Here is a 24448-nt window from a genome sequence, read left to right as displayed (position 1 = left end):
ATACATGGATTGACGCGAGACGGGCGAAGGCACGCGATCGGCGTGCTTCGTTCGTCCCCATGACCGACAAGGACCCTCAATGCGAGCTCGCATCCTCTCTCTCTGCCACTGCCCGATCCCCCGCCAGGACCACCAGCACGGTGACAAGGTCGATGCCAAGATCATCAACCTGACGCCGGTGCTGGGCATGCGCGACCTCGGCTGTCGCCGAGTCACCCTGGCACCTGGCTGCCACGCCTGGCCTTTCCACTTCCATCACAACAATGACGAGATGTTCATCGTGCTCAAGGGCAAGGGCAGCGTGCGTCTGGGTGAGAAACGCTACCCCATCGTCGAGGGGGAGCTGATCGCGGCCCCCGCCGGCGACGCCGACTGCGCCCACCAGATCATCAACGACTCCGACGAACCCCTGACCTATCTGTGTATCAGCAGCATGAACGCACCGGACGTGATGGAGTATCCCGACTCAGGCAAGTTTGGTGTACTGGCCGGCAGCGCTCCGGGCGGCGACAAGGCCGAGCGCAGCTTCGAACACTACGGCATGCGCCAGGACGCGGTGGACTACTGGCAGGACGAAGGTTGATGGGACGGGCGTGCCTGGCGGCAGATGGCTCACCCTCGCCGTATCGCTCCATGCCTCGTGCCAGACGCGCTTTCTCAGACGTTGCCGATCTCGTCCCTGAATCTGGCCTGGCATTGAACCACTGCCATTATCCTGATCCCGATCTGAACCGCACGGCCACCCTGTTCACCCCATGGCCCTGACCCGAAGGCGTCGTCTGGCGCTTCTGGTGGCGACCCACTGCCGGGCGCCTGCCGCTCGACTACCCGCACCTATCTACCAACTTTGGTCGCAAGCATCACAAGCTGCACTTTACGTTAACGTAAACCTTGCCTAGTCTTCTTGTCATCCCGTGAACGCTCACCGCCTGCGGTGCCGTTTCACCTCGTCACCAACACCATCAATAAAGATGGTCCGGCCCCCTCCTGGCGCCGTATCGACCATCAAGGATGCCCCGGAGCCCATCATGTTCAGCCCCTACACGCCTCTCGATTTCGGCCTCGACGAAACCCTGGTCATGCTGCGCGACCAGGTCAACGCCTTCGCCCGCGACGAGATCGCTCCCCGCGCCGGCGAAATCGACGAGAAAAATGAATTCCCCGCCGACCTGTGGCAGAAGTTCGGCGACATGGGCCTGCTCGGCATCACCGTGTCCGACGAGGACGGCGGCACCGGCATGGGTTATCTGGCCCACTGCATCGCCATGGAAGAAATCTCCCGGGCCAGCGCCTCGGTGGGCCTGTCCTACGGCGCCCACTCCAACCTGTGCGTCAATCAGCTGAAGATCAACGCCTCCGCCGAGCAGAAGGCCAGGTACCTGCCCAAGCTGATCTCTGGCGAGCACGTGGGCGCGCTGGCCATGTCGGAGCCGGGCGCCGGTTCCGACGTGGTGTCGATGAAGCTGCGCGCCCGCAAGGACGGCGACCGCTACATCCTCAACGGCAACAAGATGTGGATCACCAACGGCCCCGACGCCGACGTGCTGGTGGTCTACGCCAAGACCGATCCTGACGCCGGCTCCAAGGGCATGACGGCCTTTATCATCGAGAAGGGCTTTGCCGGCTTCTCCACCGCCCAGAAGCTCGACAAGCTCGGCATGCGCGGCTCCAACACCTGTGAACTAGTGTTCGAGGACTGTGAAGTCCCCGCCGAGAACGTGCTGGGCGAGGTCGGCAAGGGCGTGCGCGTGCTGATGAGCGGGCTGGACTACGAGCGCACCGTGCTGGCTGCTGGCCCCATCGGCATCATGCAGGCGGCGATGGACGTGGTGGTGCCTTACATCCACGAGCGCAAGCAGTTCAACCAGTCCATCGGCGAGTTCCAGCTGGTCCAGGGCAAGGTCGCCGACATGTACACCACCCTGAACGCCTGCCGCGCCTACCTCTACACCGTCGCCGCCGCCTGCGACCGCGGCCAGACCTCGCGCAAGGACGCCGCCGGGGTGATCCTCTACTGCGCCGAGAAGGCCACTCAGGTGGCGCTGGACGCCATCCAGCTGCTCGGCGGCAACGGCTACATCAACGAGTATCCGACCGGGCGCCTGCTGCGTGACGCCAAGCTCTACGAGATCGGTGCCGGCACCAGCGAGATCCGGCGCATGCTGATCGGGCGTGAGCTGTTCAACGAATCCAAGTAAGGGGAGCCGGTCATGGCGATTCTGGACACCAAGATCAACCCGCGCTCCGAGGACTTCAAGGCCCGGGACGCGGCCATGCGCGCCGAAGTCGGCAAACTGGCCGAACTGACCGCTGCCATCCGCCGTGGCGGTGGCGACAAGGCCCGTAGCCGGCACGAATCCCGCGGCAAGCTGTTCGTGCGCGACCGCATCGACCACCTGCTCGACGAGGGCTCGCCCTTCCTCGAATTGTCGGCGCTGGCCGCCCATGAGGTGTATGACACCGAAGTGCCGGCGGCCGGCATCGTCACCGGCATCGGCCGCGTTTCGGGCGTCGAGTGCGTGATCGTCGCCAACGACGCCACCGTCAAGGGCGGCACCTATTTTCCGCTGACGGTGAAAAAGCACCTGCGCGCCCAGGAAGTCGCGCGCAAGCATCGCCTGCCCTGCGTCTACCTGGTCGACTCCGGCGGTGCCTTTCTGCCGCGCCAGGACGAGGTATTCCCCGACCGCGACCACTTCGGCCGGATCTTCTACAACCAGGCCACCCTGTCGGCGGAGGGAATTCCCCAGATCGCCGTGGTGATGGGCTCGTGCACCGCCGGTGGCGCCTATGTGCCGGCCATGGCCGATGAATCGATCATCGTGCGCGAGCAGGGCACGATCTTTCTCGGCGGCCCGCCGCTGGTCAAGGCCGCGACCGGCGAGACCATCAGCGCCGAGGACCTGGGCGGCGCCGACGTCCATACCCGGATCAGCGGGGTCGCCGACCACTACGCCGACAACGACGCCCACGCCCTGCAGATCGCCAGGCGCTGCGTGTCCCGCCTGAACTGGCAGAAGCGCGGCGAGCTGGCGATGGCCGCTCCGCGCCCGCCCAGCCTCGACCCCGAGGAGCTCTACGGTATCGTCGGTACCGACCTCAAGAAGCCCTTCGAGGTGCGCGAGGTCATCGCGCGGATCGTCGACGGCTCCGACTTCGACGAGTTCAAGCGCTACTACGGCGATACCCTGGTCACCGGCTTCGCCCATATCCACGGTCATCCGGTGGGCATCGTCGCCAACAACGGGGTGCTGTTCTCGGAGAGCGCGGTCAAGGGCGCCCACTTCATCGAACTGTGTGCCCAGCGCAAGATTCCGCTGGTGTTCCTGCAGAACATCACCGGCTTCATGGTCGGCTCGAAGTACGAGCACGAGGGCATCGCCAAGCACGGCGCCAAGCTGGTGACCGCGGTGTCCTGCGCCAAGGTGCCCAAGTTCACGGTGCTGATCGGCGGCAGCTTCGGTGCCGGCAACTACGGCATGTGCGGCCGCGCCTTCGAACCCAACCTTTTGTTCATGTGGCCCAACGCCCGCATCTCGGTGATGGGCGGCGAGCAGGCCGCCGGCGTGCTGTCCCAGGTCAAGCGCGAGCAGATCGAACGCGCCGGCGAGTCCTGGTCCGCCGAGGACGAAGAGGCCTTCAAGAAGCCGACCCGCGAACAGTACGAACACCAGGGCCATCCCTACTACGCCAGCGCCCGACTGTGGGACGACGGTGTGATCGACCCGGCCCAGACCCGCGATGTACTGGGCCTGTCGCTGGCCGCCGCGATGAATGCCGAGATCGAACAGACGCGCTTCGGCGTCTTCCGCATGTAATGCCCTCAAGGATGGATCCCATGTCAGACATGTCCCAACTACGGATCGACGACCGGGGGGTTGCCTGGTTGACACTGACCCGCCCCGAGGTGCACAACGCCTTCGACGACGCCCTGATCGGCGAGCTCAACGCCCACCTGGATCAGGTACGCCAGGCCGCCGACAGCGGCAAGGTACGAGTGCTGGTGCTGGGTTCAGAGGGCAAGAGCTTCTCCGCCGGCGCCGACCTCAACTGGATGAAGCGCATGGTCGACTACAGCGTCGACGACAACCTGGCCGACTCGCGTGAGCTGTCTCGCCTGATGCACGGCCTCGACAGCCTGCCCTGCGTGACGGTGTGCCGGGTCCAGGGTGCGGCCTTCGGTGGCGCGGTAGGCCTGGCCGCCTGCTGCGACATCGTGATCGCCTCCGACAGAGCCAAGTTCTGCCTGTCCGAGGTGCGCATCGGCCTGTCGCCGGCGGTCATCAGCCCCTACGTGCAGCGCGCCATCGGCAGCCGTCAGATGCGCCGCTACGCGCTCAGCGCCGAAGTCATGGACGCCGACACCGCCCAGCGACTGGACCTGGTCCACCGGGTGGTCGCCGCAGAGGAACTCGACGCCGCCATCGACGCGATGCTCGACACCCTGCTGGCCACCTCGCCCCAGGCCAGCCGGGCCACCAAGGGCCTGCTGGCGGAAGTCGCCAGGGACACCGACAGCGACGCCACCCGCGAGCGCACCTGTCAGGTCATCAGTGAACTGCGCACCAGCGCCGAAGGCCAGGAGGGACTGGCGAGTTTCCTCGAGAAGCGCCGTCCGGCCTGGGCCGACACCGCCTCTTCCACCAGCCCCCCTTCATCCGCCAGCCCCCCCTCATCCACCAACAAAAAAGGGAGCGCCTCATGAGCTCGAATCCGTCAGACCGCCAGCCGCGCTTCGACACTCTGCTGGTGGCCAATCGTGGCGAGATCGCCTGTCGTGTCATGGCCACCGCCCGGGCCATGGGCCTGAAGACGGTGGCGGTGTACTCCGACGCCGATGAAGGCGCGCGCCACGTGCGCGAAGCCGATGAGGCGATCCGCATCGGTCCGGCGCCGGCCCGGGAAAGCTATCTCGATGTCGACAAGGTCATCGCGGCGGCCCGCCGCAGCGGCGCCGGCGCTATCCATCCCGGCTACGGTTTCCTGTCGGAAAACGAGGCCTTCGTCAGCGCCTGCGAAGACGCCGGTATCGTCTTCGTCGGCCCGCCCGCCTCCAGCATCAAGGCCATGGGCGACAAGTCCGCCGCCAAGGCCCGCATGATGGACGCCGGGGTCCCGCTGGTGCCGGGCTACCACGGGGATGATCAGGACGACGACCTGCTCAAGCGCGAGGCCGACGCCATCGGCTATCCGGTGCTGCTCAAGGCCAGCGCCGGTGGCGGCGGCAAGGGCATGCGCGTGGTCGAGAACGCCGACGAGTTCCAGGCGGCCCTGGACGGCTGCCGACGGGAGTCCCGCGCGGCCTTCAACGACGACCGCATGTTGATCGAGAAGTACCTGACCCAGCCTCGCCACGTCGAGGTCCAGGTGTTCTGCGACAGCCACGGCGGCGGCGTCTACCTGTTCGAGCGCGACTGCAGCGTGCAGCGTCGTCACCAGAAGGTGCTCGAGGAAGCCCCTGCACCGGGCATGACCCTGGAACTGCGCCAGGCCATGGGCGAGGCGGCGGTGCGCGCGGCCCAGGAGATCGGTTACGTCGGCGCCGGCACGGTGGAGTTTCTGCTCGACGCCTCACCGGGGCAGGACGGCTCCTTCTATTTCATGGAGATGAACACCCGCCTGCAGGTGGAACACCCTGTCACCGAGATGATCACCGGGCAGGACCTGGTCGAGTGGCAGCTGCGCGTGGCCATGGGCGAGCGCCTGCCGCTGAGCCAGGATGAGCTGACCATCAATGGCCACAGCTTCGAGGCGCGGCTTTACGCCGAGGACGCCGACCAGGACTTCCTGCCCGCCACCGGCCTGCTCAGCCACTTTTCGCTGGACCTCGAGGGCGCCTCGCTGGACCCGGCCAGGGTGCGCCTGGACAGCGGGGTCGAAAGCGGTGACATGGTGTCGATGCACTACGACCCCATGCTGGCCAAGCTGATCACCCACGGCCCCGACCGCGCCTCGGCGCTGGCGACCCTGAACCGCGCCCTGGCGGCGCTGGACGTGCGTGGTGTGGTCACCAACCGCGGCTTCCTGCAGCGCCTGGCCACCCACCCGGACTTCCAGGCGGCCAACCTCGATACCCGCTTTATCGAGCGCCACGAGGACAGCCTGTTCGCCTCCCGCGGCCTCGACCAGGACAGCCTGGCCAGCGCCGCTCTGGTGGCGCTGCATCAGCTGTCTCGGGAGTGCGAGAGCGACTCGCCCTGGGACCGCCACGACGGCTTTCGCCTGAACGGCCCGCGCCAGATTCGTATCGCCCTGTGCGACCCGCGCGAGGCGCTGGACGCCGAGCCTGCCAGCCTGGCGCTGGTCGAGGGACGTCATGGGGCCAGCGACGACGCCTGGCAGCTCAGCATCAGCGGGGCCAATCGCGACGAGGTTCAGCAGGTATCGGCGAGCCTCACCGATCTGCCCGGCGACGCCGTGGCGATCACCCTGGACGGCCACCGCCGCCGCCTGCAGGCGCGCCTGGTGGGCGAAGGCAAGGAGCGCAACGAGATCGTGCTGTCGAGCCCCGAGGGCGAGGTCCGCCTCTACTGGCGGCGTATCGACGCCATCGACCACGGCCAGCACGAGGTCGAGTCGACCCTGACCGCGCCCATGCACGGTACCGTGGTGGCGCTGCTGGTTGCGCCCGGTGCTGCCGTTGCCAAGGGTGACGCCCTGATGGTGATGGAAGCGATGAAGATGGAGCACACCCTCACCGCCCCGGCCGACGGCGCCGTGGCCAGCTTCCACTTCGCCGCCGGCGACACCGTCGGCCAGGGCGACGTGCTGCTGGAGTTCGACGCCGGCGCGTCGTCAACAGAGGCGCAGTCAGAGACACAGCCCGAAACCGAGCAAAAGGAGTCCCGCTGATGGCCCTTCCCGCCAGCGTTCGCATCGTCGAAGTCGGGCCTCGCGACGGCCTGCAGAACGAGCCGGACCCGATCACCACGGCGACCAAGCTCGAACTGGTCGAACGCCTGGCCAAGGCCGGCCACCGCCATATCGAGGCGGCCAGCTTCGTGTCGCCCAAATGGGTGCCACAGATGGCCGACCACCGCGAGGTGATGACCGCCCTGATGCGAGAGGGCAAAGGCCAGCCAGGGGTGCGCTATTCGGCGCTGACTCCCAACCTCAAGGGACTGGAGGCGGCCATCGAGTGCGGCGTCGATGAGGTGGCGGTGTTCGGCGCGGCCTCGGAGTCGTTCTCGCAAAAGAACATCAACTGCTCCATCGCCGAGTCGCTAGAGCGCTTCGCCCCGGTGGTGGAACGCGCCCGCGATCAGGGGATCCAGGTGCGCGGCTATGTTTCCTGCGTGCTCGGCTGCCCCTACGAAGGCGAGATCGCGCCAGAACAGGTGGCGGCGGTCGCCCGGGCGCTGGACGAGATGGGCTGCTACGAGGTGTCACTGGGCGACACCATCGGCACCGGTACCCCAATCAAGGCCCGGCGCATGCTCGAGGCGGTGGCCCGTGACGTTCCGGTCGAGCGTCTGGCCGCCCACTTCCACGACACCTATGGCCAGGCGCTGGCCAATCTGGCCGCGGTGCTCGAGGACGGCGTCCAGGTGATCGACAGCTCGGTGGCTGGCCTCGGGGGCTGCCCCTACGCCAAGGGCGCCAGCGGCAATGTCGCCACCGAGGACGTGGTCTACCTGCTTGAAGGCCAGGGCATCGAAACCACGGTGGACCTCGAGCGCATCGCCGCCGTGGGCGACTGGATCACCCGCGCCATCGGGCGTCCCAATCGCTCCAAGGCCGGTGTGGCGGTGGTTGCCAAGGGCTGACCAATGCCGAGGGGGAAGGAGGAAAGCGAGAAACAGGGCCTGAGCGATTCTTCCCTCCCTTCCCTCTCTCTTTCCTCTCTCTTCCGCTTCCTTTCCATCCCGCGACATACATCGCATCGTGCTATTCTCAGTGTCAGTCCATGAGAGGAACAGGACATGAGCGCACAGGGCCAACGCATTCTCGAGCAGATTCAGCAGCAGCTGCAGCAATCTACCGAGGCGGCAGAGACGGCAGGCTGGGATGACGTGGATATCACTGCCTCGGGTACCGTGGTGGTGCGCAGGTACGCCAGCAAGGACGCCGCCGAGCTCGAGCGCCAACGCATCGACCAGAGCTTCCCCCTGGCTTCCCACGAAAGCCAGTAGCAGCGTAGCCGCCCACCATGATCGGGCTGCTCATCTTTCCCGTGCTGGTGTGTGGCTATATCTACCTCACCGAAAGCCCTGCCGAGCGCATCCGTATCAGCCTCTACCATGGCTGGTCGCTCTACATTCGTGCCGCGCAGTTCGGCATTCTTATTGTCGCGGTGGTCGCCTTGCTGTTCGCCAGCTGATGGCAACCGGACTTTATCTGCAACGCCTCCTCCTCCCGCCACCATGGCATCGCTTCCGATTGCTTCATTCCTCACGAACAGAACACGCAGGGCGAACACTTCCCCGCCCTCGGTAGTACGAAGGCTCCTTCAATGCCTGCGTGGCGCAGGCCCCTGAGCCTCCAGGCAACTGTGCCGATCGGGTCGCAAGCGTTTACAGGGTTGGTTGTGAATGCAGCGGGCGCCGCCTAGCGTTAGATGGCATCGCTTGCCGACTTTGCGCGCCTGACTTGTCGTGCCTGACGTTTCGCGCTCGACGTTGCGTAGCCAGCCTGGTTGGCAAAGTATTGGCTGCACTGACTGCACCGATTGGACCACAGGGAAGCCCTCATGACCCCCGTTCTCGTCTTCTGCCTGATCGCGGCGCTCGGTATCGGCGCCCAGTGGCTGGCCTGGCGCTGGAAGGTGCCGGCCATCGTCCTGCTGCTGCTGAGCGGCGTACTCATTGGCCCGGTAACCGGCGTGCTCGACCCACGTTCGGTATTCGGCGACTTGCTCGAACCGCTGATCGCGGTCGCCGTGGCGATGATTCTGTTCGAGGGCGGCCTGACGCTGAACCTGACACGGCTGAAGGGCGCGGAGCTTGCGGTGAAGCGCCTGGTGTTCTTCGGCGGCCCGCTGGTCTGGCTGCTGGCGACCCTGTCGGGCCACTACATCGGAGGGCTGACCTGGGCATCGGCCTCGGTGCTGGGCGGTATCCTGATCGTCACCGGCCCCACCGTCATCATTCCCCTGCTGCGCCAGGCCAGCCTCAAGCGACGACCGGGGGAGATCCTGCGCTGGGAGGCGATCCTCAATGACCCGGTGGGCGCCCTGGCGGCGGTGCTGGCCTTCGAACTCGCCATCGTCCTCAACTCCTCTCACTCGCTGTCGATGACCCTCGGCCATATGGCGCTGGGAATCGCGGTGGCGAGCGCGGTGGGACTGGCCACCGCCTGGGGCCTGATCCGCGCGATCAAGGGCGGCCATATCCCCGAGTTTCTCAAGGTGCCGGTGATCATCTTCTTCGTCATGGCCACCTACGCCCTGCCCAATGCCCTGCTGCATGAAAGCGGCCTGCTGGCGGTCACCGTGATGGGCGTGGTGATCGGCAATTCGTCGCTGTCGTCGCTCGACGAGATCCGCCGCTTCAAGGAGAACATCACCGTACTGCTGGTCTCCGGGGTATTCATCCTGCTGGCCGCTCAGGTGGACCTGGGCACCCTGGCCACCCTGACGACCCGCGAAATCCTGTTCGTCGCAGTGGTACTGCTGCTGGTCCGCCCGCTGGCGGTCTTCATATCGTTGATCAAGGTCGACCTGCCCTTCGGCGAGAAGCTGATGGTCGGCTGGATCGGTCCACGCGGGGTGGTCGCGGTGGCCATCGCCGGTCTGTTCGGCGCGCGCCTGGTCGACATCGGCATCGAGGACGCCGCCCTGCTGTCGCCATTGGCCTTTGCCATCGTCGCGGTCACGGTGCTGCTTCACGGCTTCTCGCTGCAACCCCTGGCCCGTCGCTTCAATCTTCAGTCCACCGATACCAAGGGGCTGTTGATCATCGGCGCCAACCCCTTCACGGTCGCCCTGGCCGAGGCCATCCAGTCCACCGGGCGCCCGGTGCTGATCGCCGATCGCAACTACAACCATCTGCGCCAGGTCAGAGGCCGCGACATTCCCACCTACTACGGCGAGGTACTCACCGAGGAGGCCGAGCTGACGCTGGAGTTCAGCCGCTTCGACAGCATGGTGGCGCTGACCGACAACGACGACTACAACGCCCTGCTGTGCATGCACTATGCTCCCGAATTCGGCCACCATCAGGTGTACCGCTTCGCCCCGGGGGGCGGTGCCGGTGGCGATCATCTGGAGCAGACCCTGGGCGGGCGCTTCTTCGCCAAGGAACTCGACTTCGAACAGGCCACCAACTACATCCGCGAGGGCTGGTGCGTCCGTCTGACGCGCCTCAGCGAGAGCTATTCGTTCGAGGACTATCGACGCGACAACCCCGACGCCCGGGTGATCTCGACCTACAACGAGGATGGCGAAGTACGCGTCATGCACAAGGATGAAAGCTTCGATGCCGGTGACGGCGAGACCCTGCTCGCCCTGGTGCCCGACGACACCCATCGCGGCAAAGCAGAGCGCCACGCCAGACGCCAGGAGCAACAACCAGCGGATGTCAGCGTTGACGACGGGGCCCATGACGATGACGACGGCGACTCCCGCGGCAACACGACTCCCGGACGCGAACCGCCCGAGCAGGGCTGATCCGGCGAGGTATCGTGGCGGATGCGGAACTTGTGTAGCCTGGGAAGGCCTAACGCCAGGCGAGCCTTTTCCACGGCTCCCTTCATATGACAAGGAGATGTTTCATGAACGCCAGCTGGATCCCTGTTGCCGCCTTCACTGCGCTGTTCACCGCCCTGGCCGGCTGTGCCGGCGGCAGTGGCCATGATGACAGTGCCGACGCCGCAGCCTCGCCCTCTGCCGACTACATCTGCCAGGATGGCAGCCAGTTCACCATCGTCTTCGACAGTCAGGACAGCGCCGAGGTACAGATGCACGGCGACAGCTTCCCGCTCGAACGCCAGCCCGCCGCCTCGGGCATGCACTACGCCTCGGAAAACGGCCAGCACGTCTTCCGTGGCAAGGGCAACGAGGCCACCTGGACCATCGGCCGGCGCATGCCGGTGCAGTGCGAAGTCAGCAGCTGACGCCCGCGCTATTCCCGGACGCTCTCCGCGGTCAACCGACAAACGCATTTCCGCCGCCTGCTTTCCGCAAGGAAAGTCGGCGGCATTCGCCAGACATTTCTCCAGCGGCACAACGACCAGGCCGCAGCAGGAGGCAAGATGGCACGCTACTTCAACGACCCCACCCTACCCAGCCCCGAGTTTCCGGGCTCCCATCTGGTCATGGACGAACACTACGTCCATCTGTCGGGGCTGACCGCCGCCGATATCCAGGGCAGTGACGCCATTCTCGGTGACGCCGCCGAAGAAACTCGCTGGATCCTCAGGCGACTGTCTCACCTGCTCGAGCAGGCGGATTGCACCCTGGCCGACACCGTGCGTGTTCAAGTGCACCTCACCGACCTGTCGCTGCAACAGGCGGTGGATGATGTCTACTCCGAGTGGTTCGAGGCTGCGCGCTATCCGGCGCGTACCTGCACCGTGTCGCCACAGCTGCATGGCGGCGCCGCCGTGGAGATCACCCTGACCGCCCGGCGGCCCGAGGGGGCATCGCCTGATGAGCCCAGCTAGGGCTGAGTCTTGTCGACCAAGCCTCAGGCTCCGATCGCGCCAGGCTGAATGGTTCAGGCCAGGATCATCACCACGCAGGCCGCGGTGAGCGCTCCCATCACCCCATTGAACACCCGCCAGGATCGGTCGCTCTTCAACAGGCGGCCGATGGCGGTGCCAAACCCTGCCCACAGAGCGATGCAGGGCAGCCCCACCAGTTCCGCCACGCCCGCCAGCAGCAGGGCGTTGACCCAGGGGTTGCCGCCGTCCGGCAGGAACCCCGCCATCAACGCGATACCCATGACCCACGCCTTGGGGTTGGCGAACTGGAACGCCGCCGCCTGCACGAAGGACAGCGGGCGGGCATCGCCTACCCGCAGGTCCGGCGGTGGGGCCGTCGCGATCTTCCAGGCCAGGTACAAGAGGTACAGGCTGCCGACCAGCTTGAGTCCGCCCTGCACCACCGGATAGCGCTCGAACACCACCCCGAGCCCGAGCGCTATCGAGGCGAACAGCACAAAACAGCCGCCCAGGATGCCGAACAGGTGTGGCAGGGTACGCAGGAAGCCGTAGTTGGCGCCGGAGGCGGTCAGCATCACGTTGTTGGGACCCGGCGTGATGGTCATGGACACCATGAACAGCGCTGCCGGAAGCAGAAAGGCGAGCTGACTAGCGGTCTCTTCCATGATTGTACCCCTACAATTTTTGCATTATGGTGTGAAACAAGGTGAATTGACCCCGGTTTTTAAAGCATACTCAGGCAACAATTGCCGTCAAAGAGTTTATTGTCACCATGACAATCTGGACTCCCTCCCTCGAATTCGACTCCAGCTCGGCCCGCTATCGTCAGATCGCCTCGGCCATCGGCGAGGCCATCGACCAGGGCCAGCTCGCCGCCGGCGATCGACTGCCCCCGCAACGGGCCCTGGCCGACGCGCTGGGCGTCACCGTGGGCACCATCACCCGCGCCTACAGCGAAGCCCAGCAACGGGGCTGGGTATCGTCCCGGGTCGGCAGTGGCACCTACGTCAATGACGCCGCCGCCGGCAACAGCCCCTTCGATGTACACGTCGCAGCCGACTCCGATGGCGTGGTCGACATGAGCCTGAGCTTTGCTCCGCCGCACCCCTGGCGTCATCAGTGTCTGCAGCAGGCCCTGGCGGAGGTGACCGAGGACCCGGCCTGCCTTGCCATGGTCGCCGCCTACCAGCCCGACATCGGCACCCGGCAGCACAGAGAGGCGCTGTCACGTTGGCTTGAGGATCTCGGCTTTCCCCTGCACGAGGTGCTGGCGATCACCCAGGGCGGCCAGCACGGCATCGACCTGTGCCTGAGAGCCCTGACCCGCCCCGGCGACAGCGTGGCCGCCGACGCTCTCACCTATCCGGGGTTCAACGCCGCCACCCGCCACGCTCACCTCAAGCCGATGGCGGTGCCCCTGGACGACGACGGCATGGACATCGATGCACTGGCACGCCTGTGCCAACGCCAGGTGCCCCGCCTGGTCTACCTGACCCCGGACCAGAACAACCCCACCAGCGCGGTGCTTTCGCCGCAGCGCAGGGAACAGCTCGCCGCCCTGGCGCGCCGACATGACTTCTGGCTGATCGAGGACGCCGTCCAGTACCTGCCGCGGGAGGATCGCGGTGTGTCTCTGCTGGAACTGGCGCCGGAACGCACGCTGCAGGTATTCAGTACCTCCAAGGTGCTTTCCGGTGGCCTCAGGGTCGGCACGCTGCAGATGCCGGCCACCCTGCGCGAGCGCATCGGCAGCCTGCTGCGGGCGCAGCTTTGGATGTGTCCGCCGCTGATGACCGAGGTGGCGCGGCGCTGGATCGCCTCGCCCCGCTACCCCGAACTGCTGGCCTGGCAGACCGCAGAGCTGGCCGCTCGGCAGCGTCTGGCACGGGCAAGCTTCGAGGCCCTGACGCCCCGCCATCTCACCCACGGCGCCAACTTCTGGCTACCGCTGCCCGAGGGCCGCCGGGCCAGCGAGGTACAGGCCCTGCTGAAGAGCGAAGGCGTGCTGGTGGCAACGCCTGAACCCTTCTGTACCGGCAGCGAGCCGGCGCCCCAGGCCATTCGCCTGTGCGTGGGCGCCCCCGAAAGCCGCGAGTCCCTGCAACAGGCCCTCGCCACCGTGCGACGTGTGCTGGAACAGGGGGACACCAGCCCCTGGGCAACACTGTAGCGACGGTCCGACACCTGCCTGAATTCGCTGACGTTGTGAACCAGGTCCAGACGTCCATCACCCCATCCCTGCGCTAGCCGACCCGGTCGCTGCCCCCGATCATGTCAGCGGCAAAATCTGTATAGAAGATCGGGCACAATCTGTAACACACATCGTCACTCCCCCCTGGCGATTCTTGCCTGCCGTTCGACGATAGCCGCCTTGACGCCGCGCCATTGCCCTGCTGTTAATGTATATACATTAAAGTTTTCCCATCATGTTCGGCCACGTCTCGGGAGCTCGCCACCATGCATCGACTCGTCATCACCCCAGGCCAACTCACCCTCCAGGACATGCGCCGGCTCCTCACGTCACCGACAGTGGTGTCTCTGGAGCCCTCGGCATACACCGCCATCGACGCCTCGGTGGCGACGGTGGCTGGCGTCATCGACGAGGGGCGCACCGCCTACGGGGTCAACACCGGCTTCGGCCTGCTGGCCCAGACCCGCATCGAGCGCGAACGCCTGGAGGACCTGCAGCGCTCGCTGGTGCTATCCCACGCCACCGGCGTCGGTGAACGCCTGGACGACGGGCTGGTAAGGCTGATCATGACGCTGAAGGTGGCAAGCCTGGCACGCGGCTACTCCGGCATTCGCGGCGAAGTCCTGGACGCCCTGATCACCCTGATCAACACCGAGGTCTGGCCGGTCATCCCCGCCAAGGGCTCGGTAGGTGCCTCGGGCGACCTGGCGCCACTGGCCCATATGAGTCTGGTGCTGCTGGGCGAAGGCCAGGCACGCCACCGTGGCGAGACCCTCTCGGGACGGGACGCCCTGAACGTGGCTGGCCTGTCGCCCCTGACCCTGGCACCCAAAGAGGGCTTGGCGCTGCTCAATGGCACCCAGGTCTCCACCGCGCTGGCGCTGCGCGGTCTGTTCGAGGCCGAAGATCTGTTCGCCAGCGCCACCGTGTGCGGCGCCCTTAGCGTAGAGGCGAGCCTGGCCTCGCGGGTTCCCTTCGACGCCCGCATCCACGAACTGCGCGGCCAACCCGGGCAGATCGACGTTGCCAGGGCCTATCGTCACCTGCTCGAGGACACCAGCGAGGTGGGGGCCTCCCACGCAGACTGTGACCGCGTCCAGGACCCCTACTCGCTGCGCTGCCAGCCTCAGGTCATGGGCGCGGTGCTCGACCAGATCCGCCACGCGGCCAGGGTGCTCGAGATCGAGGCCAACGCCGTCACCGACAACCCGCTGGTGTTCGCCGACAACGGCGACATCCTCTCGGGCGGCAACTTCCACGCCGAGCCGGTTGCCCTCGTGGCCGACAATCTGGCGCTGGCGCTGGCGGAGATCGGGGCCCTGTCGGAACGACGCATCTCGCTGATGATGGACACCCACATGTCCCGGCTTCCCCCCTTCCTGGTGGAAAACGGCGGCGTGAATTCCGGTTTCATGATTGCCCAGGTGTCAGCCGCCGCGCTGGCCAGCGAGAACAAGGCTCTGGCCCACCCTCACAGCGTCGACAGCCTGCCTACCTCGGCCAATCAGGAGGACCATGTGTCCATGGCGCCGGCGGCGGGACGGCGACTCAAGGAGATGGCGGCCAATGTTCGCGGCGTGCTGGCAATCGAATGGCTGGCAAGTTGCCAGGGCCTCGACATGCGCGAGGGGCTCGCCTCGACACCTTTGCTGGAGCAGGCCCGTCAGCGACTGCGTCGCCGGGTGACCCACTATGACCACGATCGTTACTTCGCACCGGACATCGAGGCCGCCACACGTCTGCTGGACGAAGGCGCATTGTGTGACCTCGTTCTCGACGATCTTCTGCCCAGCCGCGCGCCCTGACTCGACAGGCTTCGCTGGTTCGGACTAAACCGAAAGGATCAATGAACTCAGCCCCAGGCGCCATAAACCCGCCACCAGCGAGAGCCAGCCGATGAATCATGACAAGATGGCCGCCAGACCACACGTCGAGCAACAGAGGCCGCTGCCCCACGCCTTCGTCATCCTCTTCTTTCTCGCCCTGCTGGCGGCCATCGTCACCTGGTTCGTCCCCAGCGGAAGCTTCGAACGCATCACCAACGCCGACGGGCGCTCGGTCATCGTCGCCGGCACCTACCAGGCCATCGACTCCCCGGGCATCGGTCCCTTCGAGTTCTTCAACGCCTTCTTCGAAGGGATGAAGAGCGGCTCGTCGATCATCTTCTTTCTGGTCATCGTCGGCGGTACCTTCGGGGTCCTGAGGCGCTCCCGCGCCATCGAAGGGCTGGTCCACTTCCTGCTGGTGAAGCTCAAGGGCCGCGAGATCCTGATCATCCCGCTGATGATGACCTTCTTCGCCCTGTGTTCCGGTACCTACGGCATGATCGAGGGCAGCATCGTCTACATCTTCATCCTGCTGCCGCTGGCGCGACGTATCGGCTACGACGCCGTGGTCGCCGCCGCCATCCCGCTGATCGGCACCGCCATCGGCTACACCGGCTCCTTTCTCAATCCCTTCAACGTCGGCGTCGCCCAGAGCATCGCCGAATTGCCGCTGTTTTCCGGCATGGGCTACCGCTTCGTCTGCTGGCTTGCGTTCGTCCCCCTGAGCATCGGCTACGTGATGTTCTACGCCCGTCGCGTGCAGGCAAGGCCAGAGCGCAGTGTGGTCTACGGCCTGGCCCCGCCCGATGAAGAAGGACCGGGCGATCACGTCGACCTGACCCCTCGCCACCTGCTGATCCTCGGCGCCTTCGCCCTGGCCCTGGTGGCGATCATCGCCGGAGTCAGTGCCTTCGGCTGGTACCTCAAGGAGATGGCCGGCGTCTTCCTGCTGCTGGGTATCGTCACCGGGCTGCTCGCCGGCATGCGAGCCAACACCATCGCCGGGGCCTTTTCCACCGGCTGCAAGGACATGATGGACGGCGCCCTGGCGGTGGGCCTGGCCTTCACCATCGTGGTCATCGTGCAACACAGCGAGATCATCGACACCATCATCCATTCGCTTTCCACGCTGATCGGCGACACCTCGGCGTCGGCCGCAGCACTGGGCATGTTCGCCATGCAAAGCGCGATGAACTTCATCGTCACCTCGGGCAGCGGCCAGGCGGCGCTGACCATGCCCATCATGACGCCCATCGCGGACCTTGCCGAGGTACACCGCCAGGTCGCGGTGCTGGCCTTCCAGTTTGGCGACGGCATCTCCAATGCCTTTACTCCTACCGCCGGCTGGTTGATGGCGGGACTCACCATCGCCGGCATTCCCTGGAGCCGCTGGATGCGTTTCATGCTGCCGCTGATCGCCCTGCTCTATGCCCTCGGCGCTGTGCTCATCCTGCTGGCGACCCTGGTGGTCTGGCCCCTCGCCTGACGGTCTGCACTCACGGAGCCTCGTCTTGACCAGCAACACGCTACCCTTGAGCCTTGCGATGATTGAACGCCTGGTGGCCTTCGACACCACCAGTCATCGCTCCAACCTTGAACTGATCAACGACGTCGCCGGCTGGCTCGAGGCGCGTGGGGCGGCGGTGACCCTGCTCTACAACGACAGCGGCGACAAGGCCAATCTGATCGCCGAATTCGGCCCCCACGACGCCCCGGCCCTGCTGGTTTCCGGCCACACCGACGTGGTGCCGGCAAGCCCCGCAGACTGGCGCGTCACCGCCCCGTTCACGCCGAAACGCCACGCTGAACGCCTCTACGGTCGCGGTACGGCGGACATGAAGGGATTCATCGGCGTGGCCCTGACGAAACTGGCCGCCTGGCAGGCAGAGCACTCGCGTCACTCGGTGTTGCTGGCGCTGTCCTTCGACGAAGAGGTCGGGTGCCTGGGTGCCCCGCTGATGCTGCCGTTTCTCGAGGCCCACAAGGAACGCCTGCGGGGCATCATCGTCGGCGAGCCCACCGCGATGCGCATCGCCAACGCCCACAAGGGCCACGTCGGCATGCGCGCCACCATCGAGGGTGTGGGAGGCCACTCGGGCTACCCGGGGCGAGGCGTCAACGCCATCGACGTCGGCGCGGGCGTGGTTGCGCAGATCCGCCAGCTGGCACGGGAAAAGCGCCTGATGTCGCTCACCGATCAGCGCTTCGATCCCCCCTACTCCACGGTCCACGTCGGGCTGATCGAGGGTGGCAGCGCGCTGAATCAGATCCCCGAGCACTGCCGCATCGACTTCGAGATGCGCCCGCTGCCCGGGCAGCCCGCCATGGAAATCCTCGAGCGCCTGCGCAAGGACTTTCCCTGCGGCCTGGATCGCGACCTGATCGGCCTCGGCCGTCGCGCCAGACTGACCCTGGAATGCCGCGGCCAGTACCCACCGCTGGACGAACGCCGCCAAGGCTACCTGTCATGGATCGCCGAACTGGCCGAATGCAGCGTCGAGCCGTTGGCGCTCGGCTTCGGCTGCGAGGCCGGGCTGTTCGCCCAGCTGGGCGTCCCTACCGTGATCTGCGGCCCCGGCAGCATCCATCAGGCCCATCAGCCAGACGAGTTCATCGCCTTCGATCAGATCACGAAGTGCGAAGGCTTCTTCGACCGGCTGTTGTCACAGCTGTCCTTTCCTCTTCCTGACTTCCACCGCCTGGAGGCCCCATGAACCTGCGCATCCATCCCGACACCATGGTCAGCGACGAAGACGTCGCCGCCTTCCAGCGCGACGGCGCCATCTGTCTACGCGGCATCTTCTGCCCTCAGGAGCTCAAGCGACTAGCGGAGGGCATCGAGGACAACCTGCGCGATCCCAGCCCCCGGGCCAAGGTCGCCAGTCGACCCGATGACCCAGGCTGGTTCTTCGAGGACTTCTGCAACTGGCAGACCAACGAAGCGTATCGGGGTTTCATCTTCGACTCGCCGCTGGGGCTTATCGGGCAACGCCTGATGGGCTCACGCCAGGTACGCCTCTACCACGACCATCTACTGGTCAAGGAACCGGGCACGCGCCAGCGTACCCCCTGGCACCAGGACCAGCCCTACTACAACGTGGAAGGCAGTCAGAACGTCAGCATGTGGCTACCGGTGGATCCGGTATCCCGGGCGGCCACCCTGGAGTTTGTGGCCGGGTCCCACAAGGGGCCCTGGCTGATGCCACGGACCTTCATGGACCACCAGGCCAGCTGGTTCCCCGAGGGCAGTCTGGCCGAGCTGCCTGACATCGAGGCCCAGCGTGAACGCTACTCCATCCTTGGCTGGGCGCTGGAACCCGGCGACGCGGTCTTCTTCAACATGCTGACCCTGCACGCCTCGGGCGGCGTCAGCGGCCCTCATCGCCGTCGCGCTTTCTCGGTGCGCCTGCTGGGTGACGACATGGTCCACGCACCGCGGGCCTGGACCACCTCGCCGCCTTTTCCCGGCCTCGCCGACGAACTGCCCGCGGGCAGCCCCATGGAGCACCCGCTGTTTCCGCTGCTGGCAGGATGATCTTTCGCGCCGGCCAGCTTGGCGGAGCATAGTGGCAAGACGACGTCACCTACCAGCGCGGGAGACGTTCGGTCGCGCCGCAGCACGTCACTCCACCGGGAAGGCGAACGCCAGCGCGATCCGGTTCCAGGCGTTGATGGAGACCACCAGCGCCGTCACGTTGACCTGCTCTTCGGGGGTGAATTCCGCGGCCAGGCGGGTGTAGTCGCCGCCGCCGATCTCCTGGCCGCTGACCAGCGTCAGCGCCTCGGTCCAGGCCAGCGCTGCCTGTTCACGGCGACTGAAGAGCTGGGTCTCTCGCCACGCCGACAGAACATCCAGACGCGACTGCTGCTCACCGTCCTCGCGTGCTTCCTGGCTGTGCATGCGCAGACAGAAGGCGCAACCGTTCAGCTGGGAGGCGCGCAGCTTGATCAGGTGCACCAGCTCAGACTCGATGCCCGCCTCGGCCACGGCACGCTCGAGTTCCACCAGGGACTTGGCCAGCATCGGCTGGTGGCGAAAGACGTCGGCCCGGGTCAGACGTTGATCTTTCATTCGGGACTCCTCACAGGACGGGAAAGGAGGTAGTCTTTGCGCGTTTAAATTCCTTACCGCTGGCCGCCTGATGGCGCCTGTCTGCCTCGAGCGATGGCCCTGCTGCACAGGGGCTTTCCTGCACAGGGGCTTTCCTGCGCAGGGGCCTTGCCCTGCCATGGCCTCCAGCGTCAACGCCGACAACGAGACCGTCCTAGATGTGGTTCCAGAGCACCCTTCGCCTCGCTGCCCGCCCCCGGGGCTTTCACCTGATCACCGATGAGGTCGTTCAGGCACTGCCGGACCTGCCGAGCATGCGCATCGGCCTGCTCCACGTCTTCATCCAGCATACCTCGGCATCGCTGACCATCAACGAAGACGCCGATCCCACGGTACGTGGCGACTTCGAGCGTCACTTCAATGTGATGGTGCCGGAGGACGCACCCTACTACCGCCACACCCAGGAAGGCAGCGACGACATGCCGGCCCACCTCAAGGCCAGCCTGCTGGGGCCCTCACTCAGCATTCCCGTCACCGAAGGGCGCCTGGCGATGGGCACCTGGCAGGGTATCTATCTGTGCGAGCACCGCGACCACGGCGGGCCTCGCCAGCTTGTGCTGACCTTGAACGGCGAGCGCGCCCGCTGGCGCCCGGAACAGGCGATGCCCGACCCCTACCGCCGTCGCAACTAAGTCACCCTGCTGTCGCCATCAGCGGGTACCGCATGCGCAGCAACGGCTGCGAACCCTGCACGGCTGTCGCCGGTCATCCTCGCTGCTGCCTCTGCTCCTTCCTTGCCTTCTCGGCTTGCCTGGCCCGGTTCAGGACTTCGCCAGGCGTCGGTAATCCGGTTGTTCGTTGCAGCGCCACAGATACCAGGACGCCACCGAGCGCCAGGGCCTGCAGGGTTCGCACAGCTCGCGGGTCTCCCTTGGCGTCGGCATGCGTTCCCAGCCGAACAGGTAGCGCGCGCCGTCGCGGATGCCCAAGTCATCCACCGGCAGGATATCGGGACGTCCAAGGGTGTTGATCAGCATCATCTCGACGGTCCAGCGGCCGATACCCTTGATGGCGGTGAAACGCTTGATCAGCTCTTCGTCCTCCATCTCGGCGGCCTGTTCGCGGTTGGGAATTCGACCGTCCAGTGCCGCCTCGGCGAGGCCCTGGAGGGTCGCCTGCTTGCGTGCCGAGAAGCCACAGGCTCGGAGCTCCTCCGAGGAGAGCTCGGACAGTTGCCGGGGACTGGGGAAATCCTGCCCCGGGAACAGCGCCGTCAGACGGCCGACAATCGCCGCCGCCGCCTTGCCATGGAGCTGCTGATAGGCCACCGCCCTGGACAACGACTCGTAGGGGCTGCGATCGAGGGCGGTGGTCAGTCCGCAGTCGCCCACCCGATCGATCAGCCCCGCCCAACCGTCATCCAACTGGCGCAGATGGGCCTGGGCAGGACCCAGGTGTACGGCGATATCGTGTACTTGCATAGAGGTTCCTTGTCGTCTGGGCGCTCGCTTGAACCGAGCGACACACGCCTTTGGTTTCAGACCTTTGTCGTAGACAAGCCAGGCGCCTGTCAATCCTCGCCCACGCGCTTCAAAAAAAGCGACATCCGGGATGTACCCGCACCGCGACCCGCGTATACTTTGTTGCACTGCGAAACGCCGATATAGCCGACTCGTGTCTCACGCGTCGAAGGCCTGGACGCCTGGCTTCAGCGCCTCCGAGCATGACGCCGCAGATGCTGACCGCCGGGACATCCGTATCCAGCGTACAGGCGCTATTCGCAAGCCCAGTTTGCAAGACCTGTTCGCAAGCCCTATCCGCTGCCCCTGGTCCAACCGGCCAGGGCGTAGCACACCACGCTCAGGACCGAACTCCCGCGATGGACACGTCACAATCGCCTCCCCCGTCACACCAGCGCCTGACCTCCTCGGGTGATGCGACGGGCCGAGCCGATGTGCCTGCTGCTGCCCCCCTTTTACGGCCTCGAGCCAGCGCTCGAGCCGACACGACTCACCCATCCTACCTAGAGGCCTCCCTCCATGTCGGTGTACGACACCCTTTGCCTGCTCGCCGCGATGGCGATGGTGATCTCCCTGATCAACGGCAAGATCGGAAAATTTCAGACCACCATCGCGATCACTGCTGGCGCTCTGATACTGTCGCTGGCCATCGTCATCGCCGGTCACGCGGGCTGGTTCGCCCTCGACGAAACCGCTAAAACCGCCATCAATCAGTTGAATTTCGAGGATTTCCTGCTGAAGGGCATCCTCGGATTTCTGCTGTTTGCCGGAGCGCTGGGGATCAAGCTCCCCCACCTGCGTGACCAGAAGTGGGAAATCGCCATCCTTGCCATGGGCAGCACCCTGTTCTCGACCTTCTTCATCGGCTACAGCCTGTGGCTGCTGGTGGGCTGGCTGGGTATCGACTTCGATCTGATCTACTGCCTGCTGTTCGGCGCCCTGATCTCTCCCACCGATCCCATCGCGGTGCTCGCCATCGTCAAGAAGATGAACGCGCCCCGGCGCATCTCGACCCAGATCGAGGGCGAGTCGCTGTTCAACGACGGCTTCGGTCTGGTGCTCTTCGTCACCCTGTTCGCCGTCGCCTTCGGCGGCACCACCCCCACGGTAACCAGCGTCGGCCACCTGTTTCTGCAGGAGGCGCTCGGCGGCATCGTCTACGGCTTCGTGCTCGGTCAGCTGTTTCATCAGTTGATCCGTCACACCGACGACCACTCCATGGAACTGATGCTGACGCTGCTGGTGCCCACCACCGGCTACGTGTTCGCCGAGTTTCTCGAGGTCTCCGGGCCCCTGGCCATGGTGGTGGCCGGCATCATCATCGGCAACCGTACCCGTCGCAAGGGCTTCTCCGAGGAGTCCCGGCAGCATCTCGACCACTTCTGGGAGCTGGTCGACGAGTTCCTCAATGGCGTGCTGTTCCTGCTGATCGGCATGACCATGCTGTCGTTCAGCTTCCACCCGGAGGACTGGGTGCTGATGATCGCCGCCGTGCCGCTGGTGCTGCTGTCGCGCTATCTGAGCGTGCGCCTGGCCTACCTGGGCTTCCGGCGCTTTCGTCGCTACAACCCCTACTCGGTGCGCATCCTGACCTGGGGCGGACTGCGTGGTGGTCTGGCGCTGGCCATGGCGATGTCGATTCCGTCGGGGATCACCGTGATTCCCGAAAAGAACATCGACGTGCGCGAGATCATCCTGGTAATGACCTACTCGGTGGTGGTGTTCTCGATCCTGATCCAGGGATCCAGCATCACCCCCTTGATCAAGCGCGCCAAGGTCTGGGAAACCGAGCAATTCAGGCGTAGCAAGCGCAGCTGATCCGGCGTGCGGCGCCAGCCGAGCTATCCCCTCCCTTGAAGAAAACACGGCCCCGGACAGTTCAAGTGTCCGGGGCCGCCTCGTCTCGACCACCAGGGCAGCGCCAGTAACTGGACTTGCCGCGCCTGCGGGAACGTCGTGACCGGCTGGTGATCACGCGGCCTTACGTCGGTTGCGCCACCAGGGCAAGATTACGCGGGGTCAGCGCGCGCGGGCAGAACTGGCTCAGACTGACCTCGAAGCCGGCCTCCTCGAGCCACAGGGCCCGGTCCAGCACCAGCCACACCTCCAGCGGCCGGCGAAACAGATGGCGCACCAGCTCGAGTCGATTGACCCGCTTCAGACACGCTTCGCCACGACGTCGATAGGCGTCCCAGTCGATCCCGTCGGGCACTGTCAGTCCCTTCTCCCGGGCGGCCCAACGGCAGAAGTCCTCGAAGCGCTCCGGCATCCTGCCGTAGGCCAGACTCGGCACCGCCAGATAGTCGTCGACCCCGCGCAGCCGGCGCTGAAGAGCATCGAAACCCAGTCGCCAGGCGTTCGCCTGTTCACGCTTGCGTCGCTCTCCCTGGCTGGCGGTCACGGTCTCCTGCACCGACAGCGCCAGCGCCTCTCGATCCAGCGACAGACCATGGCGCTCTGCCTGTTGCTGCGCCTGACGCGACAGGGGGCGATAGATCTTGTCACGGGTACGCTGGTAGCAGCAGGGAGCCAGACTGATCGCCACCTTCTGTTCACGTGCCAGCTCCAGCAGGCGCACGTGAAGATCGCCACAGGCATGCAGCGCCACCACCCGATCGGCGTCACCGAGGTGCCGGCTCACGCTGGGCGCCATCACGTCCTGCTCGACCAGCGTCACCTCCAGTCCCTGCCGCTCGGCCAGCGCCTGGCCGCTTTCGCACAGCGCCGGCTGCCACTCCAGCGCGCAAATGGAGCCGTCGTGGCGGCGCGCTAGCAGGCGCGACAGGTGTCCCTTGCCAGCACACCACTCGACAAGCGCTTGCCCCTGGCCGATCGCCACCTGGGGCGCAAAGGCCAGCATCTGCTGCCACTTGCGACCTCCCACGTGGGCCGCCCACGCCTCGGGCGCCTGGATCGGCGGCGCTCCATCGGGAACCCTGACCAGGCGCGCCAGTTCATCCACCGGTAGCCAGGCGGCCAGCGGCGAGGTATCGAAGGGGCGTTGCTGCAAGCGCTGGCACCGAGCGTCGTCCAGCGCCTGCAGGCAGGCGGCGATATCGCCGGCGGGCGCCCGCTCGGGCCAGGGAGCCCCGGCATGGGTAAAGGGCGCCGGCGACCAGAGCCAGTGCCAGTCGGCGAGCAACCGAGTCAACGCCTCGAGGCGCTCGGCGTGGGGCAAGGGAGTGTTCATGCATTCGCGAAGATCATGGTGGCTAAAGGTGGGTGTTGGGCGATGGACAGTGGACGGCGTGCGTCATGG

22 protein-coding genes are annotated in these 24448 nt (G+C 65.8%); 18 read left to right on the top strand and 4 right to left on the bottom strand.

Annotation, left to right across the window (positions count from 1 at the left end; genetic code table 11):
* Positions 1 to 79: 79 nt before the first annotated feature.
* The 11 genes from KUV74_RS18115 (at position 80) to KUV74_RS18065 (ending at position 11601) form a co-directional block, all read left to right on the top strand.
* Positions 80 to 583 carry a cupin domain-containing protein gene (locus KUV74_RS18115; protein ID WP_045994996.1) on the top strand — a complete coding sequence of 168 codons (504 nt, stop codon included), beginning with the start codon at positions 80 to 82 and terminating at the stop codon, positions 581 to 583.
* A gap of 445 nt (positions 584 to 1028) precedes the next feature.
* The gene (locus tag KUV74_RS18110) at positions 1029 to 2198 is read left to right on the top strand and encodes an isovaleryl-CoA dehydrogenase (protein ID WP_108132750.1); all 1170 of its coding nucleotides are present in this window, start codon (positions 1029 to 1031) and stop codon (positions 2196 to 2198) included.
* A gap of 12 nt (positions 2199 to 2210) precedes the next feature.
* The gene (locus KUV74_RS18105; protein WP_222517017.1) at positions 2211 to 3818 is read left to right on the top strand and encodes a carboxyl transferase domain-containing protein; all 1608 of its coding nucleotides are present in this window, start codon (positions 2211 to 2213) and stop codon (positions 3816 to 3818) included.
* Between the two features lie 20 nt (positions 3819 to 3838).
* Complete coding sequence (locus tag KUV74_RS18100; protein WP_222517016.1) at positions 3839 to 4705, top strand: enoyl-CoA hydratase-related protein; 867 nt, start codon at positions 3839 to 3841, stop codon at positions 4703 to 4705.
* Entirely contained in the window at positions 4702 to 6852 is a 2151-nt protein-coding gene (locus KUV74_RS18095) for an acetyl/propionyl/methylcrotonyl-CoA carboxylase subunit alpha (RefSeq protein ID WP_222517015.1), read from the top strand. Before KUV74_RS18100 ends, KUV74_RS18095 begins: the two co-directional genes overlap by 4 nt.
* The gene (locus KUV74_RS18090; RefSeq protein WP_222517014.1) at positions 6852 to 7766 is read left to right on the top strand and encodes a hydroxymethylglutaryl-CoA lyase; all 915 of its coding nucleotides are present in this window, start codon (positions 6852 to 6854) and stop codon (positions 7764 to 7766) included. The genes KUV74_RS18095 and KUV74_RS18090 overlap by 1 nt, the downstream gene beginning before the upstream one ends.
* A 156-nt stretch (positions 7767 to 7922) precedes the next feature.
* A complete protein-coding gene (locus tag KUV74_RS18085) occupies positions 7923 to 8132 on the top strand; it encodes a hypothetical protein (protein WP_108132745.1) in 210 nt (69 codons plus the stop codon).
* A 17-nt stretch (positions 8133 to 8149) separates the two neighbouring features.
* Complete coding sequence (locus KUV74_RS18080; RefSeq protein ID WP_157033145.1) at positions 8150 to 8320, top strand: hypothetical protein; 171 nt, start codon at positions 8150 to 8152, stop codon at positions 8318 to 8320.
* Between the two features lie 369 nt (positions 8321 to 8689).
* Positions 8690 to 10606, top strand: coding sequence for a cation:proton antiporter (locus KUV74_RS18075; RefSeq protein WP_222517013.1), 1917 nt, complete (start codon positions 8690 to 8692; stop codon positions 10604 to 10606).
* A 104-nt stretch (positions 10607 to 10710) separates the two neighbouring features.
* On the top strand, positions 10711 to 11052 hold the full coding sequence (locus tag KUV74_RS18070; protein ID WP_108447738.1) for an MliC family protein: 342 nt from the start codon (positions 10711 to 10713) through the stop codon (positions 11050 to 11052).
* A 138-nt stretch (positions 11053 to 11190) separates the two neighbouring features.
* Positions 11191 to 11601 carry a RidA family protein gene (locus tag KUV74_RS18065; RefSeq protein WP_222517012.1) on the top strand — a complete coding sequence of 137 codons (411 nt, stop codon included), beginning with the start codon at positions 11191 to 11193 and terminating at the stop codon, positions 11599 to 11601.
* Positions 11602 to 11654: 53 nt separating this feature from the next.
* Here the strand turns inward: KUV74_RS18065 and KUV74_RS18060 are convergent, their stop codons facing one another.
* Positions 11655 to 12266 carry a LysE family translocator gene (locus KUV74_RS18060; protein ID WP_045994283.1) on the bottom strand — a complete coding sequence of 204 codons (612 nt, stop codon included), beginning with the start codon at positions 12264 to 12266 and terminating at the stop codon, positions 11655 to 11657.
* Between the two features lie 107 nt (positions 12267 to 12373).
* Between KUV74_RS18060 and KUV74_RS18055 the strand changes: the two genes are divergently transcribed.
* From KUV74_RS18055 to KUV74_RS18035, 5 genes are all read left to right on the top strand, one after another.
* Entirely contained in the window at positions 12374 to 13771 is a 1398-nt protein-coding gene (locus tag KUV74_RS18055) for a PLP-dependent aminotransferase family protein (RefSeq protein ID WP_222517011.1), read from the top strand.
* Between the two features lie 287 nt (positions 13772 to 14058).
* Entirely contained in the window at positions 14059 to 15597 is a 1539-nt protein-coding gene (hutH, locus tag KUV74_RS18050) for a histidine ammonia-lyase (RefSeq protein WP_222517010.1), read from the top strand.
* 91 nt (positions 15598 to 15688) lie between these two features.
* Positions 15689 to 17104: a YfcC family protein gene (locus tag KUV74_RS18045; protein ID WP_222517009.1), complete on the top strand. Its 1416-nt coding sequence runs from the start codon at positions 15689 to 15691 to the stop codon at positions 17102 to 17104.
* Between the two features lie 25 nt (positions 17105 to 17129).
* On the top strand, positions 17130 to 18332 hold the full coding sequence (gene argE, locus KUV74_RS18040) for an acetylornithine deacetylase (RefSeq protein ID WP_162816360.1): 1203 nt from the start codon (positions 17130 to 17132) through the stop codon (positions 18330 to 18332).
* Positions 18329 to 19153: a phytanoyl-CoA dioxygenase family protein gene (locus KUV74_RS18035; RefSeq protein WP_108447733.1), complete on the top strand. Its 825-nt coding sequence runs from the start codon at positions 18329 to 18331 to the stop codon at positions 19151 to 19153. Before argE ends, KUV74_RS18035 begins: the two co-directional genes overlap by 4 nt.
* Before the next feature lie 87 nt (positions 19154 to 19240).
* On the opposite strand, the gene KUV74_RS18030 is transcribed toward KUV74_RS18035, so the two are convergent.
* On the bottom strand, positions 19241 to 19690 hold the full coding sequence (locus KUV74_RS18030; protein ID WP_108447732.1) for a carboxymuconolactone decarboxylase family protein: 450 nt from the start codon (positions 19688 to 19690) through the stop codon (positions 19241 to 19243).
* Positions 19691 to 19887: 197 nt separating this feature from the next.
* On the opposite strand from KUV74_RS18030, the gene KUV74_RS18025 reads away from it, so the two are divergent.
* Positions 19888 to 20361, top strand: coding sequence for a secondary thiamine-phosphate synthase enzyme YjbQ (locus KUV74_RS18025; protein ID WP_222517008.1), 474 nt, complete (start codon positions 19888 to 19890; stop codon positions 20359 to 20361).
* A 129-nt stretch (positions 20362 to 20490) separates the two neighbouring features.
* On the opposite strand, the gene KUV74_RS18020 is transcribed toward KUV74_RS18025, so the two are convergent.
* Entirely contained in the window at positions 20491 to 21150 is a 660-nt protein-coding gene (locus KUV74_RS18020; protein WP_108132734.1) for a DNA-3-methyladenine glycosylase family protein, read from the bottom strand.
* Between the two features lie 558 nt (positions 21151 to 21708).
* On the opposite strand from KUV74_RS18020, the gene KUV74_RS18015 reads away from it, so the two are divergent.
* On the top strand, positions 21709 to 23007 hold the full coding sequence (locus KUV74_RS18015; protein ID WP_045994275.1) for a cation:proton antiporter: 1299 nt from the start codon (positions 21709 to 21711) through the stop codon (positions 23005 to 23007).
* Positions 23008 to 23170: 163 nt separating this feature from the next.
* On the opposite strand, the gene KUV74_RS18010 is transcribed toward KUV74_RS18015, so the two are convergent.
* Positions 23171 to 24379, bottom strand: coding sequence for a methyltransferase (locus KUV74_RS18010; RefSeq protein WP_222517007.1), 1209 nt, complete (start codon positions 24377 to 24379; stop codon positions 23171 to 23173).
* Positions 24380 to 24448 lie beyond the last annotated feature (69 nt).

Source organism: Halomonas sp. DP1Y21-3 (genome assembly GCF_019801245.1).
Lineage (GTDB): Bacteria > Pseudomonadota > Gammaproteobacteria > Pseudomonadales > Halomonadaceae > Halomonas > Halomonas litopenaei.
This window is presented reverse-complemented; position numbering and strand designations above follow the sequence as displayed.

Excerpts from the sequence above, each read along its gene's own strand:
- KUV74_RS18065 (WP_222517012.1), top strand. The coding sequence starts at position 11,191 with ATGGCACGCTACTTCAACGACCCCACCCTACCCAGCCCCGAGTTTCCG.
- KUV74_RS18035 (WP_108447733.1), top strand. The coding sequence starts at position 18,329 with ATGAACCTGCGCATCCATCCCGACACCATGGTCAGCGACGAAGACGTC.
- KUV74_RS18030 (WP_108447732.1), bottom strand. The coding sequence starts at position 19,690 with ATGAAAGATCAACGTCTGACCCGGGCCGACGTCTTTCGCCACCAGCCG.
- KUV74_RS18020 (WP_108132734.1), bottom strand. The coding sequence starts at position 21,150 with ATGCAAGTACACGATATCGCCGTACACCTGGGTCCTGCCCAGGCCCAT.
- KUV74_RS18045 (WP_222517009.1), top strand. The coding sequence starts at position 15,689 with ATGAATCATGACAAGATGGCCGCCAGACCACACGTCGAGCAACAGAGG.
- KUV74_RS18075 (WP_222517013.1), top strand. The coding sequence starts at position 8,690 with ATGACCCCCGTTCTCGTCTTCTGCCTGATCGCGGCGCTCGGTATCGGC.
- KUV74_RS18070 (WP_108447738.1), top strand. The coding sequence starts at position 10,711 with ATGAACGCCAGCTGGATCCCTGTTGCCGCCTTCACTGCGCTGTTCACC.
- KUV74_RS18015 (WP_045994275.1), top strand. The coding sequence starts at position 21,709 with ATGTCGGTGTACGACACCCTTTGCCTGCTCGCCGCGATGGCGATGGTG.
- KUV74_RS18115 (WP_045994996.1), top strand. The coding sequence starts at position 80 with ATGCGAGCTCGCATCCTCTCTCTCTGCCACTGCCCGATCCCCCGCCAG.
- KUV74_RS18055 (WP_222517011.1), top strand. The coding sequence starts at position 12,374 with ATGACAATCTGGACTCCCTCCCTCGAATTCGACTCCAGCTCGGCCCGC.
- KUV74_RS18100 (WP_222517016.1), top strand. The coding sequence starts at position 3,839 with ATGTCAGACATGTCCCAACTACGGATCGACGACCGGGGGGTTGCCTGG.
- KUV74_RS18085 (WP_108132745.1), top strand. The coding sequence starts at position 7,923 with ATGAGCGCACAGGGCCAACGCATTCTCGAGCAGATTCAGCAGCAGCTG.
- KUV74_RS18025 (WP_222517008.1), top strand. The coding sequence starts at position 19,888 with ATGTGGTTCCAGAGCACCCTTCGCCTCGCTGCCCGCCCCCGGGGCTTT.
- hutH (WP_222517010.1), top strand. The coding sequence starts at position 14,059 with ATGCATCGACTCGTCATCACCCCAGGCCAACTCACCCTCCAGGACATG.
- KUV74_RS18010 (WP_222517007.1), bottom strand. The coding sequence starts at position 24,379 with ATGAACACTCCCTTGCCCCACGCCGAGCGCCTCGAGGCGTTGACTCGG.
- KUV74_RS18105 (WP_222517017.1), top strand. The coding sequence starts at position 2,211 with ATGGCGATTCTGGACACCAAGATCAACCCGCGCTCCGAGGACTTCAAG.
- KUV74_RS18095 (WP_222517015.1), top strand. The coding sequence starts at position 4,702 with ATGAGCTCGAATCCGTCAGACCGCCAGCCGCGCTTCGACACTCTGCTG.
- KUV74_RS18060 (WP_045994283.1), bottom strand. The coding sequence starts at position 12,266 with ATGGAAGAGACCGCTAGTCAGCTCGCCTTTCTGCTTCCGGCAGCGCTG.
- KUV74_RS18080 (WP_157033145.1), top strand. The coding sequence starts at position 8,150 with ATGATCGGGCTGCTCATCTTTCCCGTGCTGGTGTGTGGCTATATCTAC.
- KUV74_RS18110 (WP_108132750.1), top strand. The coding sequence starts at position 1,029 with ATGTTCAGCCCCTACACGCCTCTCGATTTCGGCCTCGACGAAACCCTG.
- KUV74_RS18090 (WP_222517014.1), top strand. The coding sequence starts at position 6,852 with ATGGCCCTTCCCGCCAGCGTTCGCATCGTCGAAGTCGGGCCTCGCGAC.